Origin of the sequence: Streptomyces sp. HUAS CB01, assembly GCF_030406905.1 — a bacterium.
GTDB lineage: Bacteria > Actinomycetota > Actinomycetes > Streptomycetales > Streptomycetaceae > Streptomyces > Streptomyces chengbuensis.
The window spans coordinates 1,166,360-1,183,324 of record NZ_CP129137.1; the positions used below are offsets into that span (position 1 = coordinate 1,166,360).

Genomic DNA, 16,965 nt, shown 5'->3' on the forward strand with positions numbered 1-16,965 from the left:
CACTGGTGCGCCGATGCTGCCCTCCCGGATCACGGAAGTGGCTGACCAGCGGCTGTGGCGGCTTGAGTATGCCCCATCGGACGGCGTCCGTCACGGGCGGAAATCACGCCCGCGGCCGCTTCCCGCACTCCTCGAAGGTGGTCCGAACCATTGACCAACTGGTCTAGTCCTCCTGTGTTCGGCAGCACATGGCCGGATGCCCGCGAACAGCACCGTCGCGGGCACGGCGTTCGCCCACTGCGGCAACCAGTGGTGGAGCTACGACACCCCGCCAAGATCGCCGGGAAGGCGGCGTACAAGAACCAGCAGGGCCTCGGAGGCACGTTCTTCTGGGACCTGAGCGGTGACACGGCGGACGGCGAGCTGATCAGGCCGATCGGCTGACCGGGGAACGCAGGGGGCGGGGAGTCGGACCGGCTCCCCGCCCCTCATAGGTGTGTACGGGCCGTTCAGAGGAGCCCGGCCCGGGTGACCAGCATCGCGATGACGACCACGAGGACCCAGCCCATGATCTGCTCGACGATCTTGGGGCCGTCGTCCTTGGGGCCTCCGGTGCGCGCACGGGCGACGGTGGCGGTGGCGGTGGTCGTGGTCATGGCGGCTCGCTCGGTCGTGTTCGTGGTTGCGTTTCGCCCCCCGGCGGCCCCGCCGCATCCTCACGGCGTGCGGAAGACCACCCCGACCACAGTGCCAGCCGCGCCGTCCGGGGGCAGTGACACCGGTCACGGCCCCCGGAGCGCCGGCGCGGCGTCAGTCGATGCCGAGGGCGGCGAGGGCCTTGCGCTGGGCGGCCGTCGGGCGCTCGGGCCAGAAGAGGTAGCAGACGCCGCCTGTGCCGGACGCCACTTTTCCGCTCGCGTTGTACCGCTTCGTGCGCAGCCAGATCGTCTCCCACTCGGCCCGCCTGTACACCCGGCGGACGGCCTCGTTGCTCGGCGAGGCCGGGTCGTTCGCGATCACGTCCCCGCCGGGGGTGAAGCCGATCACGGTCATCAGATGGCCGGAGGTGCCGTAGCCCGCGCCGGTCAGCTCCTCCTTCAGGAAGGACTGGGAGGTGATGGCCGGGATGCCGGCCTTGACGAGCGACTCCAGCTGGCCGAGCGACTCCAGCCTGGTGACCACGGCGTTCATCTCGCGGTACGAGGCCGCGTAGGCGGCGTTGAACGGCCAGTTCCCGCAGCCCTCGTACTGGTGGTCGTAGGTGTGGCGGGCCGCGTGGCAGACCTGGGGGTCGGCGAAGTCGGGATCGACCCAGGCCAGCTCCTCGGGCGTCGGCCGGCGCCCCCAGTACTCCACGATCATCTGGGACGACGTGGGGCTGCACCAGGCCTCACCGCCGTTGTCGTACTCGGGGTACTGGCCGACGTGGGTGTTCTGCGAATAGCGCGGCACGGCCAGCTCGCGGGCGACCCGGGGTGTGGAGGCCGGCACGGTGAAACGGTCCGGGACGTCAGAGGCCATGGCTCCGACGCGCCACACGGTGGGGGTGAGCGCCGTGCCCGGCCTCCGGTAGAGGGTCAGGCGGAGCCGGTACGAGACCAGCCGCAGTCCGCTCGCCGGGGCGTCCACGGAGAAGGTGTCGGTCCAGATGCTGCTCCTGCCGTCGGTCTGGCCGTCGACGGAGGTGCGCCGGATGTCCCCGTCGCCCGACGCCCAGCGGCCCATGACGAACCAGGGGGTCGTGCTGCCGTCGCCGTAGGTGCCGGACAGCTCCGTCTGCAGCCAGGTCCCGGCCGGGGTGCGGGCGTTCCAGGAGGCGATGACCTCCGTCGCCGCCACCCGTGGGCGGTGCACGGGCGAGATCCACCTCGCGTACTCCCAGGCCGTGGTGCGACCGGTGTGGGGGTCGGCGTACCGCGTGCGGCCCGCGGGGGTGCCGATCACCAGTCCGGGGCGGCTGCCCGCGACGGCCCGGGTACCGGCGCCCTCGCCGCTGCGCCAGTCCGTGTACGAGTTCCAGAAACGGTTGTCCACGAGCGGCAGCGGCCGGGCGGCGGGCACCGGGATGCCGGTGGCGGACGCGGGGCCGGCGGAGGACAGGGCGCTTCCGCCGGCCGCGGCCGCGAGTGCCGCGGTGAGGACGGTTCTGCGCGAGGCAGGCGTGGTCATGGGACCTCCGGAAGCGGTCTCGGGGGGGCGCGTTGGTGGCCCAACTATCGCGGCTCCCGAGCGACTTCTGCCAGTGACGCGCACCGCGTTGCTCCGACCAATATTGGTCTCGACCAGTGGCATGACCTGCGACGGGCCGGGCGGGGGGCCCGCATGGCCCCGTAGGGTGACCCTCATGAGCCGCCCCGTGTCACTCGATCGCGCCGCCGCAGGGCTGCGGGCGCTGCCGCCGTCCTGCGGTCCCGTCCGGCTGATCGCGGTCGACGGACACGCGGGTTCCGGCAAGAGCACCTTCGCCGGCCGGCTCGCCGAGGCCCTGGGCGGGGCGCCCGTCCTCCGCCTCGACGACATCGCCACCCACGACGAACTCTTCACCTGGACGGGCCGATTGACCGAGCAGGTGATCGGTCCGTGGTCGCGGGGCGAGAGCGCGCTGTATCACCCGTACGACTGGAACCTCCGGCGCTTCGGGGAGCCGCGGAGCCTGCCCGCAGCGCCGGTCGTCCTCGTCGAGGGGGTGGGTGCGGGCCGCCGGGCGCTGCGGCCCCGGATCGCCCGTCTGCTCTGGATGGAGCGGGGCCCCGAGGAGTCGTGGGCCCGCGGCCGGCACCGCGACGGGCCTGGCCTCTCCGGCTTCTGGGACGGATGGACCGCGGCGGAGCGCCGTCACTTCGCGGACGATCCCTCGCGCCCGTTCGCCGACACCCTGGTGCGCGAGTTGCCCGAGGGATACGAGTGGCTGCCAGGGCCCGGCGCGACAGCAGGGGCGAACCATTCCCTCACGGAACGTGACCACTCCGACCGGCGTACCGAGCGGTCGGAGATCCACCCTGGCGGGTGCTCCAACTCCGCTTGACCCAGGGCCCTTACAGGTCTTACGTTTCCCATGTGCGGCTTTTCGGAGCCGCCCGGACGCGAAGCCCCCGGTTGTTCCCCCGTGATCGGGGGCTTCGTTCTGCCCTCGGCACATTCCCCCGGCACCCTTCCGGCACTCCACGCTCACCCAGGGTCACCGTTCGCGCCCTCCTCGCGCGCCCTTAATCAGCCGCCCCCTGCGCAGGTACGATGCACCCCGGTGCGGTCAATTCCCGTCCGCGACACGGTGGTTCGGCACGCTCCGCCGGGCATCCGCCTGGTGGGACAGCACGGGGGCAGGTATGTGGGGGACCCGATGGACATCGGCACGCAGGGCTCACCGGCCCCGGCCGACCTCGCCTGGGTGCGCGGCGTGGACGCCTACACCATGGGCGCGTACCCGCAGGCGGAGGAGGAGTTCCGGAGCGCGGTGCGACTCGACCCGGGAATGGCCGACGGCTGGCTCGGACTGCACGCGCTGCGCGTGGACACCACCACCGCGCTGCTGAGGATGTACCGGAACCGGGAGCGCTTCGGCGAGCAGCGCGCCCGCCACCGCCGCACGCTGAACTCCTGGTACTGGCTCGGCTGGTGGGTGCAACCGGTGCTGGAGAGCCCGCGCGACCTCCTGCTCGCGCACGCCTCGCACTGGCTGGACGGGCGTCATGTGCCCGAGCTGGACCGCGCCCTCGCCGGACTGCCGCCGGTCGACGCGGACCGGCAGGTCCGGTTTCTGCACGCCTGCCGCGCGTACCTGGTCAAGGACTGGGACCAACTGGTCCGGCACACCGAACCGCTCGTCGACGATCCGCTGCTCGGGATCGAGGCCGGCCTCTTCGCCGGCATGGCGCGGGTGCGGCTGGAGATGTACGGGCAGGCGGAGCCGCTGCTGTCCGCGTCGCTGATGCGCTGCCGCAGCGAGCAGCCCCAGCGCAAGGAACTGCGCTACTGGCTGGCCCGGGCCCACGAGGGCACCGGCCGCAGCGCTGCCGCACTGCCGCTGTACCGGGCCGTCCACCGGGTGGACCCGGCCTTCATGGACACCTCGGCACGGCTCGCCGCGATCGCCGACTACGACGGCATCGACGAGGCCGCGGGACTGGCGACCGTGTCGCTGGCGGGCGCGGGAGCGGGGCTGGGGCAGGACGCGTCGGACGCCCAGCCGGCCGAGACGGAGCCGCCCTTCGTGCCCGAACCGCGCTACGGCGGCGAACCCCAGCCCCCGCTCGGGACATCGGCCCCGGCCGCCGCGGGCCCGGCCGACGGGGTGCGCGAGAAGTCGGGGAGCCCGCCCCGGTCGGCGCCGCCGTTCCCGTCCGGGCCCACCGATCCGGTGCTGCTCGCCGAGGCGCTCGCCGAGCTGGAGCGGATGGTGGGCCTGGAGCCGGTGAAACGGCAGGTGAAGGCGCTCTCCGCGCAGCTGAACATGGCCCGGCTGCGGGCCGGGCAGGGCCTTCCGGTCCAGCCCCCGAAACGGCACTTCGTCTTCTCCGGCCCCTCCGGCACCGGCAAGACGACCGTGGCCCGCATCCTCGGCCGGGTGTTCTACGCGCTGGGGCTGCTCGGCGGCGACCATCTGGTGGAGGCACAGCGTTCCGACCTGGTCGGTGAGTTCCTGGGCCAGACCGCGGTGAAGGCCAACGAGCTGATCGACTCCGCGCTCGGCGGCGTGCTGTTCGTGGACGAGGCGTACGCCCTCTCCAACACCGGCTACAGCAAGGGCGACGCCTACGGCGACGAGGCACTGCAGGTGCTGCTGAAGCGGGCCGAGGACAACCGGGACCATCTCGTGGTCATCCTGGCCGGCTACCCGGAGGGCATGGACCGGCTGCTCGCCACCAATCCGGGGCTGTCCTCGCGGTTCACCACCCGGGTGGACTTCCCCTCGTACCGGCCGTTGGAGCTGACCGCGATCGGCGAGGTGCTCGCGGCGGCCAACGGCGACCAGTGGGACGAGGAGGCGCTGGACGAGCTGCGGTCGATCAGCGGCCATGTCGTGGACCAGAGCTGGATCGACGAACTGGGCAACGGCCGCTTCCTGCGCACGCTGTACGAGAAGAGCTGCGCCTACCGGGACCTGCGCCTCTCGGGGTACGCGGGCACGCCGACGCGCGAGGACCTGGCGACGCTGCGGCTGCCCGATCTGATGCAGGCGTACGGGGAGGTGCTGTCGGGCCGGGGGCCGCGGGACCGCGGCCCCCAGGACCCCACCGGGCTGTGAGCCTTCCGGGTCCCCCGGCCGGAAGGGGCCCGGACCCGGAGCCACCGTCCCGGTGCCGTGCCCCGCCGGGAGGGCGGGGCACGGAATCAGACTCCGCTCGGGCTCGGCTGGTGGGAGCGCACGTCCTGCTGGTGGGGCGGATCGGTCCGCAGTCCGCCCCGCCGGGCCGCCACCGGGGAAGAGCCCCACGCGGACGGACCGGGCGCCACCGGACGGTGGGCCGGGTCGCGCACTTCGCCCACCAGCATCTCGAGGACGTCCTCCAGGGCGACGAGTCCCAGGACCCGCCCCGACGCGTCGGCGACCTGCGCCAGGTGCGTGGCCGCACGGCGCATCACGGTGAGCGCGTCGTCGAGCGGCAGCTCCGAACGCAGCGTGGCCATGGGGCGCCAGATGTGCTGCGGTACGGCCCGCTCGTCGTCCTCCAGGTCCAGGACGTCCTTGACGTGGAGGTAGCCCATGAACCGCCCGCTGCCCTCGCCGCGCACGGGGAACCGGGAGTAGCCCGTGCGGACGGTCAGCTCCTCGATCTGCCTCGGCGTCACCGAGGGCGGCACCGTGACCAGGGACGCCCGGTCGATCAGGACGTCCGTCACGGGGCGGCTGCCCAGCTCCAGCGCGTCCCCGAGGCGTTCCTGCTCCTCGGGGTCGAGCAGTCCGGCCTGGCCGGCGTCCTCGACCAGCTGGCCCAGCTGGTCGCTGGTGAAGACGGCCTCGACCTCGTCCTTCGGCTCGACCCGGAACAGCCTCAGCACCAGCCTGGAGCAGGCGCCGAGCGCCACGGTCACCGGTCGGCACAGCCGGGCGAAGCCGACCAGCGCGGGGCTGAGCCAGAGCGCCGTCCTCTCCGGAGCCGCCATCGCCAGGTTCTTCGGGAGCATCTCGCCGACGACGAGGTGCAGGAAGACGACGGCGGCGAGGGCGATCATGTATCCGAGGGGGTGGACCAGCGCCTCGGGCACCCGCAGGGTGTGGAACACCGGCTCCAGCAGGTGCGCCACGGTCGGCTCGGCCACCGCGCCCAGGGTCAGTGAGCAGACGGTGATGCCGAACTGGGCCGCCGCCATCATCTGCGGCAGGTTCTCCAGGCCGTGCAGGACCTGCCGGGCCCGGGACGAACCCTGGGCGGCGAGCGGTTCCACCTGGCTGCGGCGCACCGACACGAGCGCGAACTCCGCGCCGACGAAGAAGCCGTTGGCGAGCACGAGGAGGAGCGCGAACAGCAGTTGGAGGGCGCTCATCGGGCGGCCTCCGCCATGACCTGGGTGTCCGCCGTGCGGACCAGCCTCACCCGTTCGGCCCGGTACCGGTCGACCTGGCGGACCGAGAGCCGCCAGCCGGGCAGCTCCGCCCGGTCACCGGGAGCCGGGATCCGGCCGAGGAGGTCGGCGACGAGACCGGCGACGGTCTCGTACGGGCCGTCGGGCACGTCGAGGCCTATCCGGCGCAGGGTGAGGACGCGGCAGCTTCCGTCGGCCTCCCAGGCCGGACTGCCGTCCTCGGGCGGTACCGCGGCCAGCTCGGGCCGGTCGTCGGCCTCGGCGTCGTGCTCGTCACGGACCTCGCCGACGATCTCCTCGACGATGTCCTCCAGGGTGACGACGCCGGCCGTGCCGCCGTACTCGTCGACCACGACGGCGATCGGCTGCTCGCTGCGCAGCCGCCCGAGCAGCAGTCGTACCGGCAGGGTCTCGGGCACCAGCAGCGGCGGCACGGCGATACGGCCGACGGGGGTGCGCAGCCGCTCGTGGGCCGGTACCGCCAGGGCGTTCTTGAGGTGGACCATGCCGACGATCTCGTCGATGCGGTCCCGGTAGACGGGGAAGCGGGAGAGACCGGTGGCCCGGGTCAGGTTGAGGACGTCCGCCGCGGTCGCGTCGGACTGCAGGGCACTCATCTTCACCCGGGGCGTCATCACGTGCTGGGCGGTGAGGCCGCCGAGCGACAGGGTCCTGACGAACAGGTCGGCCGTGTCCTCCTCCAGGGCACCGGCCCGGGCCGAGTGACGGGCCAGGGAGACCAGTTCACCGGGGGTACGGGCGGAGGCCAGCTCCTCGGCGGGCTCGACGCCGAACGCGCGTACGAGACGGTTGGCCACGGCGTTGAGCAGGGCGATCACGGGCCGGAACACCGCCGAGAAGCGGTGCTGCGGGCCGGCCACGAACCGGGCGACCTGCAGCGGCCGCGACACGGCCCAGTTCTTCGGCACGAGTTCGCCGACCACCATCTGGACCGCGGAGGCCAGCAGCATGCCGATCACGACGGCGACGCCGGGGACGGCGGCGCCGGGGATCCCGACGGCGGTGAGCGGGCCGCCGAGCAGCCGGGCGAGCGCGGGCTCGGCGAGCATGCCGACGACGAGGGAGGTGATGGTGATGCCGAGCTGGGTGCCGGAGAGCTGGAACGACAGCTCCCGCAGGGCCCGGACGACGGTTTCCGCGCGGCGGTCGCCCTCGGCGGCGGCGCGTTCGGCGTCCGCTCGCTCCACGGTGACGAGGCCGAACTCGGCGGCCACGAAGAAGCCGTTGGCGAGGATGAGCAGGAATGCCGCGAACAGCAGCAGTAGCGCGATGATCATGCCGCCGCCTCCTGGGAGGGGGCGGCGCAGGTACTACCGGACGATCCGTCCATTGCCGGAGGGGGTCACTCCTCGGGTCGCAGGGATGCCTCACGGGCCATGGCCGGCCCACCGGTGTGAGGCGGAGGCGCACTCGGCGCCTCCGGGTCAAGAGTAATCACGAGTCCGCCCCGAGGGGCAGGGGCTCAGCGGTCGTCCGTGCCGGTGCCTCGCGATTCGGCGAGCAGGCGCAGGGCGCGGGCGTCGCGGATGGCGTGGTGGCGGGCGATTCCGGGCTGGATCCCGAGGACCGGCAGGCTGGTGCCGTCACTCAGATCAAGGAACACCCAGGGGTCACCCGGACGGAGGTTGACACGGACGATCTCCGCCCAGTCGAGTCTGCGGGTCCGGGTCAGGTTGACGACCGTGACGCCCTGGTCGTCGGCGACGACCTTGGGGCGGCTGAGCAGCGCCAGCACCCCGAAGAACAGCAGCGCGGTGAGGACGAAGCTGATGCGCTCGCCCGGGCTGAGCTTCTCCAGCGCGACGGCGACGGCGGTGATCACCGCGAACATCACGGTCCCGACGGACAGCAGGACCGCCCGCGTGCGGGTGGGCCTGAAGGTCACCGGGAGCGTGGGCAGCTCCTGTTGGTCCATGGACATGCTCCGTGCGTCCCGGTCCTCAGAGACGGCAGGCGTGGATCGCCGTGGTCAGGATCGCGCGGGCGCCCAGGTCGTAGAGGTCGTCCATGATCCGCTGCGCCTCCTTGGCCGGGACCATCGCCCGGACGGCGACCCATCCCTCGTGGTGGAGCGGGGAGACGGTCGGGGACTCCAGGCCGGGGGTGAGGGCGACGGCCTTCTCCAGGTGCTCGACCCGGCAGTCGTAGTCCATCATCACGTAGGAGCGGGCGACCAGGACGCCCTGGAGGCGGCGGAGGAACTGCTGCACCTTGGGGTCGTCCGCCTCGGCGCCCGTACGGCGGATCACGACGGCCTCGGAGGTGAGGATCGGCTCGCCGATGACACCGAGGCCGGCGTTGCGCAGGCTCGTGCCGGTCTCCACGACATCGGCGATGACCTGGGCGACGCCCAGTTCGATCGCGGTCTCGACGGCTCCGTCGAGGTGGACGACGGAGGCGTCGATGCCCTTGTCCGCGAGGTGCTTGGCGACGATGCCCTCGTACGAGGTGGCGATCGTCAGCCCGCCGAACTCCTCGACGCCGGAGGCCGTACCGGGCTTGGTGGCGTACCGGAACGTGGAGCGGGCGAAGCCGAGCTGGAGGATCTCCTCGGCGTTGGCGCCGGAGTCGAGGAGCAGGTCCCGTCCGGTGATGCCGATGTCGAGACGGCCCGAGCTGACGTAGATCGCGATGTCGCGCGGGCGCAGGTAGAAGAACTCGACCTCGTTCTCGGGGTCGACCAGCACGAGTTCCTTGGAGTCCTTGCGCTGGAGGTAGCCCGCCTCATGGAGCATCTCCCCCGCAGGTCCGGAGAGTGAACCCTTGTTGGGGACGGCGATGCGCAGCATGAGACGGGCTTCCTTCGGGTGCGTGGGTGTGTGGGTGCGTGGGTGGAGAGTGTTCGGACGTACGGGACGAGTGTGCTCAGAGATGGGCGTAGACGTCGTCGAGGCTGATCCCGCGCGCGACCATCATCACCTGGACGTGGTACAGCAGCTGGGAGATCTCCTCGGCGGCGGCTTCCTTGCCCTCGTACTCGGCGGCCATCCACACCTCGGCCGCCTCCTCGACGACCTTCTTGCCGATGGCGTGGACGCCCTTGTCCACCAGCTCGGCGGTGCGAGAGGTCGAGGGGTCGCCGTTGGCGGCCTTGTGCTGGAGCTCGGCGAAGAGCTCCTCGAACGTCTTCTTGGACATGGTGGTCCCACCCTACGCGGAAGTGGGCACCTCTCAGCGCCAGGGTTCGGATACTGAACGCAGCGTCGCCGCGGTGGCCACCGCCGCGGTGACCGCCTCGTGCCCCTTGTCCTCGGTCGAGCCCTCCAGACCGGCCCGGTCGAGCGCCTGCTCCTCGGTGTCGCAGGTGAGCACGCCGAAGCCGACGGGGACCCCGGTGTCGACGGAGACCTGGGTCAGGCCCTGCGTGACGCCCTGGCACACGTAGTCGAAGTGCGGGGTGCCGCCGCGGATGACGACGCCGAGCGCCACGACGGCGTCGTAGCCGCGGCCGGCCAGCACCTTGGCGACGACGGGGAGCTCGAAGCTGCCGGGAACCCGCAGCAGGGTCGGCTCGTCGATGCCCAGCTCGTGCAGGGCGCGCAGGGCGCCGTCGACGAGTCCGTCCATGATCTTCTCGTGCCACTGGGCCGCGATGACGGCCACGCGGAGGTCTCCGCAGTTGCGTACGGACAGTTCGGGTGCGCCCTTGCCGCTCACGTGTCTCCTCGTTCCTGTTCTCACTGGTTGCCGCAGGTCGACGCCGTCACGGAGTCGAGCCAGGGCAGATCGTGTCCCATGCGGTCGCGCTTGGTGCGCAGGTACCGCAGGTTGTGCTCGCCCGCCTGGACGGGCATGGCCACGCGGTCGAGGACCTTCAGTCCGTGCCGCACCAGGGCCGTGGTCTTGTCGGGGTTGTTGGTCATCAGCCGGAGGCTGCGCACGCCGAGGTCGTCCAGGATCTGCGCGCCGGCGGCGTAGTCCCGGGCGTCGGCGGGCAGCCCCAGCTCGAGATTGGCGTCCAGGGTGTCGCGGCCGCGTTCCTGAAGCTCGTACGCGCGGAGCTTGGACAGCAGTCCGATGCCCCGGCCCTCGTGGCCGCGGAGGTAGACGACGACGCCCCGGCCCTCCTCGGTGACCCGCTCCATGGACTCCCGCAGCTGGGGGCCGCAGTCGCAGCGCAGCGAGTGGAAGATGTCGCCCGTCAGGCACTCGGAGTGGACGCGGACCAGGACGTCCTCGCCGTCGCCGATGTCGCCGTGGACGAGCGCGATGTGCTCGACCCCGTCCACGGTGGAGCGGTAGCCGTACGCCGTGAACGTGCCGTGGGCGGTGGGCAGATCGACCTCGGCCTCGCGGCGGACGGTCGGCTCCGCGCTGCGGCGGTAGGCGATCAGGTCCTCGATGGAGATGATCGTGAGCCCGTGCTTGCGGGCGAACGGGACCAGCTCGGGCAGCCGCAGCATCACGCCGTCCTCGCCGGCGATCTCGACGATCGCCCCGGCGGGGCGGAGCCCCGCCAGCCGGGCGAGGTCGACGGCGGCCTCGGTGTGGCCGGGACGCACGAGGACGCCGCCGGGCCGGGCGCGCAGCGGGAAGACATGGCCGGGGCGGACGAAGTCCGTCGCGTCCGCCGTGCCGCCCGCCAGCAGCCGGAGGGTGGTGGCGCGGTCGGCGGCCGAGATGCCGGTGGTCACGCCGTGCGCGGGCCCGGCGTCGACGGAGACGGTGAAGGCCGTGCTCATCGACTCGGTGTTGTTTGCCACCATCTGGGGCAGCTCGAGCCGCTCCAGTTCCTCGGTCTCCATGGGCGCGCAGATCAGTCCGCGGCACTCGCTCATCATGAAGGCGACGATCTCGGGCGTGGCCTTCTCGGCGGCGATGACGAGGTCGCCCTCGTTCTCGCGGTCCTCGTCGTCGACGACCACGACGGGCCGGCCCGCGGCGATGTCGCGAACGGCCTGCTCGACGGGGTCGAGGCGGAGGTCGTCCTCGGCGCCGTCGGCCGGGAACCAGGGCGAGGGGGCGGCGGGACCCGCCGCGTCCGGCAGGGCGGTGGTGGGAGACGGGCGGACGCTCATGCTGCCGCTCCTTCCAGAGCAGGGGTCGTACGGGACCGGAGCCACCAGTCGCGCATGCCCCACAGGACGAGCGCGCCGTAGATGACGTAGACGAAACCGGAGAAGGCGTAGCCGTTGGCGAAGTTCAGCGGCACGCCCACGAGGTCGACGAGGAGCCACGCGAACCAGAACTCGACCATGCCGCGGGCCTGGGCGTACATGGCGACGAGCGTGCCGACGAAGATGTACGCGTCCGGCCAGGGGTCCCACGAGAGCGTGGGGTAGGCCGTGAAGAGCAGGGCGACGGCGACCGTGCCGAGGGCGGCGACGCCGAGCATGAGGAGACGCTCCGGCCAGGTGGCGAAGCGGACGGCGATGGAGCCGTCCTGGGCCTGTCCCCGGCCCCGGGTCCACTGCCACCAGCCCCAGCCGGCGACGGCCATCACGACCACCTGCTTGCCGGCGCTGCCGGTCAGATGGGGGGCGAACGCGGCGAAGAGGATGAGGCCGGACAGGAACTGGGCGGGCCAGGTCCATATGGAGCGGCGCCAGCCGAGCGCGAGGGCGACCAGCCCGATCACGTTGCCGATCATGTCGGACCACTTGATGTGCTGGCCGAAGGCGCTGAACGCCTCGGAGTTCAGCCAGTCGACGGCGCTCACTCGGCGGTCCCCTCTGCGTGACCGGTGCGGTCGCTGCGGTCGCCGAGCATCCGCTCGACGTACTTGGCCACGATGTCCACCTCGAGGTTGACCGGGTCGCCGGCCTGCTTGGTGCCGAGTGTGGTCAGTCCGAGGGTGGTGGGGATCAGGCTGACGGTGAAGTGGTCGCGGCCGGCGTCGACGACGGTGAGGCTGACTCCGTCGACCGTGATGGAGCCCTTCTCCACGACGTAGCGGGAGAGCTCGGCCGGAAGCGAGACCTTGACGATCTCCCAGTGCTCGGAGGGGGTGCGCTCGACGATCGTGCCCGTGCCGTCGACGTGGCCCTGGACGATGTGCCCTCCGAAGCGCCCGTCGGCGACCATGGGCCGCTCCAGGTTGACCCGGGAGCCGGCGCCGAGCGCGCCGAGGCTGGAGCGCTTCAGCGTCTCGGCCATCACATCGGCGGTGAACTCGCCGTCGGCGGTCTCCACGACCGTGAGGCAGACGCCGTTGACGGCGATGGAGTCGCCGTGCTTGGCCCCCTCGGTGACGACGGGCCCGCGCAGTCGGAAGCGGGAGGCGTCGCCGAGGTCCTCCACGGCGGTGACCTCGCCCAGCTCTTCGACGATTCCGGTGAACACTGTCAGGCTCCCTTGGGGACGGTCGCGGTGATGCGCAGGTCGGGACCGAGACGCACGGTCTCGGCCACGTCGAGCCGCAACGCTTCGGTGATGGTGGTGATTCCGGCGCCGGTGAGGGCCGCCGGGCCCTCACCGAGGAGTACGGGGGCGATGTAGCCGACGACCCGGTCGACGACGCCGGCGGCCACGAAGGAGCCGGCGAGGGTCGGGCCGCCTTCGAGGAGCACGGAGCGGACTCCGCGCGCGTACAGCGCGTCGAGGAGGGCGGGGACGGAGAGGCCGCGGCCGGCCCGGGGCAGCCTCAGTACGCCGGGGAGGGCGGTCTCGGCGTCCTCGGCGACGGCGACGAGAGTGGGAGCGGCACCGTCCAGGACCCGCGCACCCGGCTGCACGGCCCGGGCGTCGGTGTCGAGCACGACGCGGAGCGGCTGGGTGGCTCCGTCGATGCCGCGGACCGCGAGATGCGGGTCGTCGGCACGGGCCGTGCCGGAACCGACGACGACGGCGTCGGCCTCGGCGCGCAGCCTGTGGACGTCGGCACGGGACTCGGCCGAGCTGATCCAGCGGCTCGTCCCGTCGGCGGCGGCGATCCGGCCGTCGAGGGTGGCGGCGTACTTCCACACGACGTGGGGGCGGCGCAGGCGTACGGAGGTGAGCCACGCGGTGTTGCCCGCCTCCGCCTCCTCCTCGAGGAGGCCCTGCTCGACCTGGACGCCGGCCGCGCGAAGGGTGTCGGCACCGCCGGTGGCCTGCGGGTTCGGGTCGGCGACCGCGTACACGACCCGGGCGATCCCGGCCTCGATCAGGGCCTGGGCGCAGGGGCCGGTGCGGCCGGTGTGGTTGCAGGGTTCGAGGGTGACGTAGGCGGTGCCGCCGCGGGCGTGCTCCCCCGCTTCCCGGAGGGCGTGGATCTCCGCGTGCGGACCGCCGGCGCGCTGGTGGAAGCCCTCGCCGACCCGGCGTCCCGACGCGTCGGTGACGACGCACCCGACAACCGGGTTGGGGCTGGTGGAGCCGAGACCGCGGGCGGCGAGCGTGACGGCTCGGCGCATGGCGTGCGTGTCGGCTGCGGTGGCCACCGGGTCCTCCTGCCTCTTCGGGCACGGACTCCGGGGCTGTCGATGTCGACAGAGAGCGAGCAACACCTCGGGAAACGCCGGCGTCAACGGTTCCGATCGCCCCCGGAGGTGTCCTTCGAAGGCGATCAGCCGCCACGGCCGACGGACCTCGAGGGCCGCCCGCCGCGCACTGCCTCCCATCCGGACTTTCACCGTCGGTCCAGGAATTTCACCTGGTCAACCGGCCGCTGGCTGCGGACGGGTCGCGGACTGTAACCGCCGGTTCGGAATTGCACCGACCCCGGAGTGCGCTGCTGCTGATACAGGCCAAGTGTGCCACGAGCGCGCGGGGGGCATACGGGTGATCCGCTGTGTGGTGGCTCACAGGATGCGGCCGGAACGGAATGGTCCAGACCTATTGACGCACTGGTCTAGTCCTCTTAATCTCTGCGTCACCTCCGCGGAGACGGCCTTCCGGTGTGCGCACGCCGGGGCCAACACGCCCCATCCCACCGCCAGTTGTGTGATCCCCACCCTCCCCAGGAGGCCCCCACCGTGCTCACCCCCACCCGCGCGAGAGCCACGCTGCTCGCAGCCGGCGCAGCCGCCGCCGGACTGCTGCTGGGCTCGCTCACCAGTGGCGTCTCGCACGCCGCCGACGACCACGAGTCCTGTCGGCCCGACGGACTCCACCGCACCCCCGGCGTCGCCGTGCCCTACTGCACCGTCTACGACGCCGAGGGACGGGAGAAGATGGGCGCCGACCACCAGCGCCGTGTGATCGGCTACTTCACCGGCTGGCGCACCGGGAAGAACGGCGAGCCCGCCTATCTCGCCTCCGACATCCCATGGGACAAGATCACCCACATCAACTACGCGTTCGGGCACATCGGCGGCGACAACAAGCTGTCCGTCGGTGCGGACGGACCGGGCAATCCCGCGACCGGAATGACCTGGCCGGGCGTCGCGGGCGCGGAAATGGACCCGGCGTTCCCGTACAAGGGCCACTTCAATCTGCTCGCCAAGTTCAAGAAGCAGCACCCCGACGTCAAGACGCTGGTCTCGGTCGGCGGCTGGGCAGAGACCGGAGGCTATTTCGGCGCCGACGGCAGCCGGGTGGACTCCGGAGGCTTCTACTCGATGGCGACGAACGCCGACGGCTCGGTGAACCAGGCCGGGATCGACACCTTCGCCGATTCGGCGGTCGCCTTCGTCAAGAAGTACGGGTTCAACGGCGTCGACATCGACTACGAGTACCCGACCTCGATGAAGGACGCCGGAAACCCGCTGGACCTCGCCGTCTCCAATCCCCGCCGCGCCGGGCTCGTCAGGGGCTACGCCGCGCTGATGAAGACCCTGCGCGAGCGGCTGGACCGCGCGGGCGCCGCGGACGGGAAACACTATCTGCTCACGGTGGCGGCCCCGTCGTCCGGATATCTGCTCCGGGGGATGGAGACGTTCCAGGTCCAGAAGTACCTGGACTACGTCAACATCATGTCCTACGACCTGCACGGCGCGTGGAACGAGTACGTCGGGCCGAACGCCTCGCTCTTCGACGACGGCAAGGACGGCGAACTCGCGGCGGCCGGGGTCTATTCCACGTCCCAGTACGGCGGAATCGGTTATCTCAACACCGACTGGGCCTATCACTACTTCCGCGGTTCCATGCCGCCCGGCCGGATCAACATCGGTCTTCCCTACTACACGCGCGGTTTCAGGAACGTCCAGGGCGGGACGGACGGGCTGTGGGGCAGGGCGCCCTCGACGACCTGCCCGGCCGGATCGGGACTGACCAGGTGCGGTGACGGCGCGGTCGGGATCGACAACCTCTGGCACGACAAGGACACGGCGGGCAGGGAGTCCCCGGCCGGCTCGAACCCGATGTGGCACGCCAAGAACCTGGAGCGGGGCGTCGTCGGCGACTACGTCACGCGGTACGGCTTCCCGGCCGGTACCACGCTGACCGGCACGTACGTCCGCAAGTACGACGCGACCCTCGTCGCGCCCTGGCTGTGGAACGCCGAGAAGAAGGTGTTCCTCTCCACCGAGGACGAGCCGTCGGTGAACGCCAAGGCCGACTACGTGGTGGACCGGGGCATCGGAGGGACGATGGTCTGGGAACTGGCGGGCGACTACGACTGGAACGCCGCGAAGGGCCAGTACGAGACGGGCGACACGCTCACCACGGCCATGTACGAGAAGTTCCGGACGGCGGCCCCGTACGGCGCCCGGCGGGCGACCACCCCGATGCCCACCGAGGCGGTCGACGTCAAGGTCGAGTTCGCGCAGTTCCCGCTCGGCGACTCCAACTACCCGATCAGTCCCAAGCTGAAGATCACCAACAGTACGACGGCGACCCTGCCGGGCGGCACGGAGTTCCAGTTCGACTACGGCACTTCGGCTCCGGGCAACGCCAAGGACCAGTCCGGCTTCGGCACGACCGTCGTACGAAGCGATCACACGGGCGGCAACGTGGGCGGGCTGAAGGGCGATCACCACCGTGTCTCCCTCAAGCTGCCGAGTTGGCAGACCCTGGCACCGGGCGCGTCCGTGGAACTCGACTTCGTCTACTACCTGCCGGTGTCCACGCCGTCGAACTGGACGGTGACCTTCGGCGGGAAGACCTATGCGCTGGCCGGTGATCTGGCTCGGGGCACCACCCCGGTGGATCCCGGCGCGGGGTCGACCGGCGGAGGGACGGGCACCGGGGGGACGACCGGGGAGACCACCGGCGGAACCACGGGTGGGACCACCGGGGGAACCACGGGCGGGGGCGGCGGGACGTGCACGGCGCCCGCGTGGAACGCGACCGCCGAGTACGGCGGGGGCACGACCGTCTCCCACAACTCCCGCACCTGGAAGTCGAAGTGGTGGACGAAGGGCGAGGAGCCCGGCACCACCGGCGAGTGGGGGGTGTGGCAGGACCTCGGGGCCTGCTGACCAGCAGGGAGCACGGCAGGACCTCGGGGGCCTGTCGGCGAGCACGGAGCACGGCAGGGCCTCGGGGGCCTGTCGGCGAGCACGGAGCACGGCAGGGCCTCGCTCCTGGCGGCCTCGTGCGAGAAACGCCCGGCGGCGGTTCCCGGCCCTTGCCGCCGCCGGGTCCCCGGGCCTCCGGGGCCGGCCCGCCTTCAGGCAC

At 71.9% G+C, this 16,965-nt stretch carries 15 protein-coding genes, 1 pseudogene and 1 riboswitch; of the genes and pseudogenes, 4 read left to right on the forward strand and 12 right to left on the reverse strand.

Annotation, left to right across the window (positions count from 1 at the left end; genetic code table 11):
• Nucleotides 1-199: 199 nt before the first annotated feature.
• A pseudogene (locus QRN89_RS05220) lies at nt 200-384 on the forward strand (glycosyl hydrolase family 18 protein); the annotation flags it as partial.
• Between the two features lie 65 nt (nt 385-449).
• Here QRN89_RS05220 and QRN89_RS05225 read toward each other — a convergent pair.
• The gene (locus QRN89_RS05225; protein ID WP_290348174.1) at nt 450-596 is read right to left on the reverse strand and encodes an SCO1431 family membrane protein; all 147 of its coding nucleotides are present in this window, start codon (nt 594-596) and stop codon (nt 450-452) included.
• Between the two features lie 154 nt (nt 597-750).
• A complete protein-coding gene (locus tag QRN89_RS05230; protein WP_290348175.1) occupies nt 751-2,109 on the reverse strand; it encodes a C39 family peptidase in 1,359 nt (452 codons plus the stop codon).
• 175 nt (nt 2,110-2,284) lie between these two features.
• Here QRN89_RS05230 and QRN89_RS05235 point away from each other — a divergent pair, with 175 nt between their 5' ends.
• Nucleotides 2,285-2,965, forward strand: a complete 681-nt coding sequence (locus tag QRN89_RS05235; RefSeq protein ID WP_290348176.1) for a uridine kinase family protein — start codon at nt 2,285-2,287, stop codon at nt 2,963-2,965.
• A 315-nt stretch (nt 2,966-3,280) separates the two neighbouring features.
• A complete protein-coding gene (locus QRN89_RS05240) occupies nt 3,281-5,185 on the forward strand; it encodes an AAA family ATPase (protein ID WP_290348177.1) in 1,905 nt (634 codons plus the stop codon).
• Nucleotides 5,186-5,271: 86 nt separating this feature from the next.
• On the opposite strand, the gene QRN89_RS05245 is transcribed toward QRN89_RS05240, so the two are convergent.
• From QRN89_RS05245 to ribD, 10 genes are all read right to left on the reverse strand, one after another.
• The gene (locus QRN89_RS05245) at nt 5,272-6,426 is read right to left on the reverse strand and encodes a hemolysin family protein (RefSeq protein ID WP_290348178.1); all 1,155 of its coding nucleotides are present in this window, start codon (nt 6,424-6,426) and stop codon (nt 5,272-5,274) included.
• Nucleotides 6,423-7,763 (reverse strand): hemolysin family protein, encoded by a 1,341-nt coding sequence (locus tag QRN89_RS05250; RefSeq protein WP_290348179.1) that lies wholly within the window; start codon nt 7,761-7,763, stop codon nt 6,423-6,425. Before QRN89_RS05250 ends, QRN89_RS05245 begins: the two co-directional genes overlap by 4 nt.
• A gap of 185 nt (nt 7,764-7,948) precedes the next feature.
• Nucleotides 7,949-8,407, reverse strand: a complete 459-nt coding sequence (locus tag QRN89_RS05255) for a PH domain-containing protein (RefSeq protein ID WP_290348180.1) — start codon at nt 8,405-8,407, stop codon at nt 7,949-7,951.
• 19 nt (nt 8,408-8,426) lie between these two features.
• Complete coding sequence (hisG, locus tag QRN89_RS05260; protein ID WP_138056370.1) at nt 8,427-9,275, reverse strand: ATP phosphoribosyltransferase; 849 nt, start codon at nt 9,273-9,275, stop codon at nt 8,427-8,429.
• 76 nt (nt 9,276-9,351) lie between these two features.
• Entirely contained in the window at nt 9,352-9,624 is a 273-nt protein-coding gene (locus tag QRN89_RS05265) for a phosphoribosyl-ATP diphosphatase (RefSeq protein WP_290348181.1), read from the reverse strand.
• Nucleotides 9,625-9,657: 33 nt separating this feature from the next.
• Nucleotides 9,658-10,143 (reverse strand): 6,7-dimethyl-8-ribityllumazine synthase, encoded by a 486-nt coding sequence (gene ribH, locus QRN89_RS05270; RefSeq protein ID WP_290348182.1) that lies wholly within the window; start codon nt 10,141-10,143, stop codon nt 9,658-9,660.
• A 20-nt stretch (nt 10,144-10,163) separates the two neighbouring features.
• Nucleotides 10,164-11,504 (reverse strand): bifunctional 3,4-dihydroxy-2-butanone-4-phosphate synthase/GTP cyclohydrolase II, encoded by a 1,341-nt coding sequence (locus tag QRN89_RS05275; protein WP_290348183.1) that lies wholly within the window; start codon nt 11,502-11,504, stop codon nt 10,164-10,166.
• On the reverse strand, nt 11,501-12,145 hold the full coding sequence (locus tag QRN89_RS05280; protein ID WP_290348184.1) for a nicotinamide mononucleotide transporter family protein: 645 nt from the start codon (nt 12,143-12,145) through the stop codon (nt 11,501-11,503). Before QRN89_RS05280 ends, QRN89_RS05275 begins: the two co-directional genes overlap by 4 nt.
• A complete protein-coding gene (locus tag QRN89_RS05285) occupies nt 12,142-12,768 on the reverse strand; it encodes a riboflavin synthase (protein WP_290348185.1) in 627 nt (208 codons plus the stop codon). Before QRN89_RS05285 ends, QRN89_RS05280 begins: the two co-directional genes overlap by 4 nt.
• A gap of 2 nt (nt 12,769-12,770) precedes the next feature.
• A complete protein-coding gene (ribD, locus tag QRN89_RS05290) occupies nt 12,771-13,847 on the reverse strand; it encodes a bifunctional diaminohydroxyphosphoribosylaminopyrimidine deaminase/5-amino-6-(5-phosphoribosylamino)uracil reductase RibD (RefSeq protein ID WP_290348186.1) in 1,077 nt (358 codons plus the stop codon).
• A gap of 162 nt (nt 13,848-14,009) precedes the next feature.
• Nucleotides 14,010-14,140: riboswitch (FMN riboswitch) on the reverse strand.
• 241 nt (nt 14,141-14,381) lie between these two features.
• Here ribD and QRN89_RS05295 point away from each other — a divergent pair.
• On the forward strand, nt 14,382-16,766 hold the full coding sequence (locus QRN89_RS05295; protein WP_290348187.1) for a chitinase C-terminal domain-containing protein: 2,385 nt from the start codon (nt 14,382-14,384) through the stop codon (nt 16,764-16,766).
• Nucleotides 16,767-16,965 lie beyond the last annotated feature (199 nt).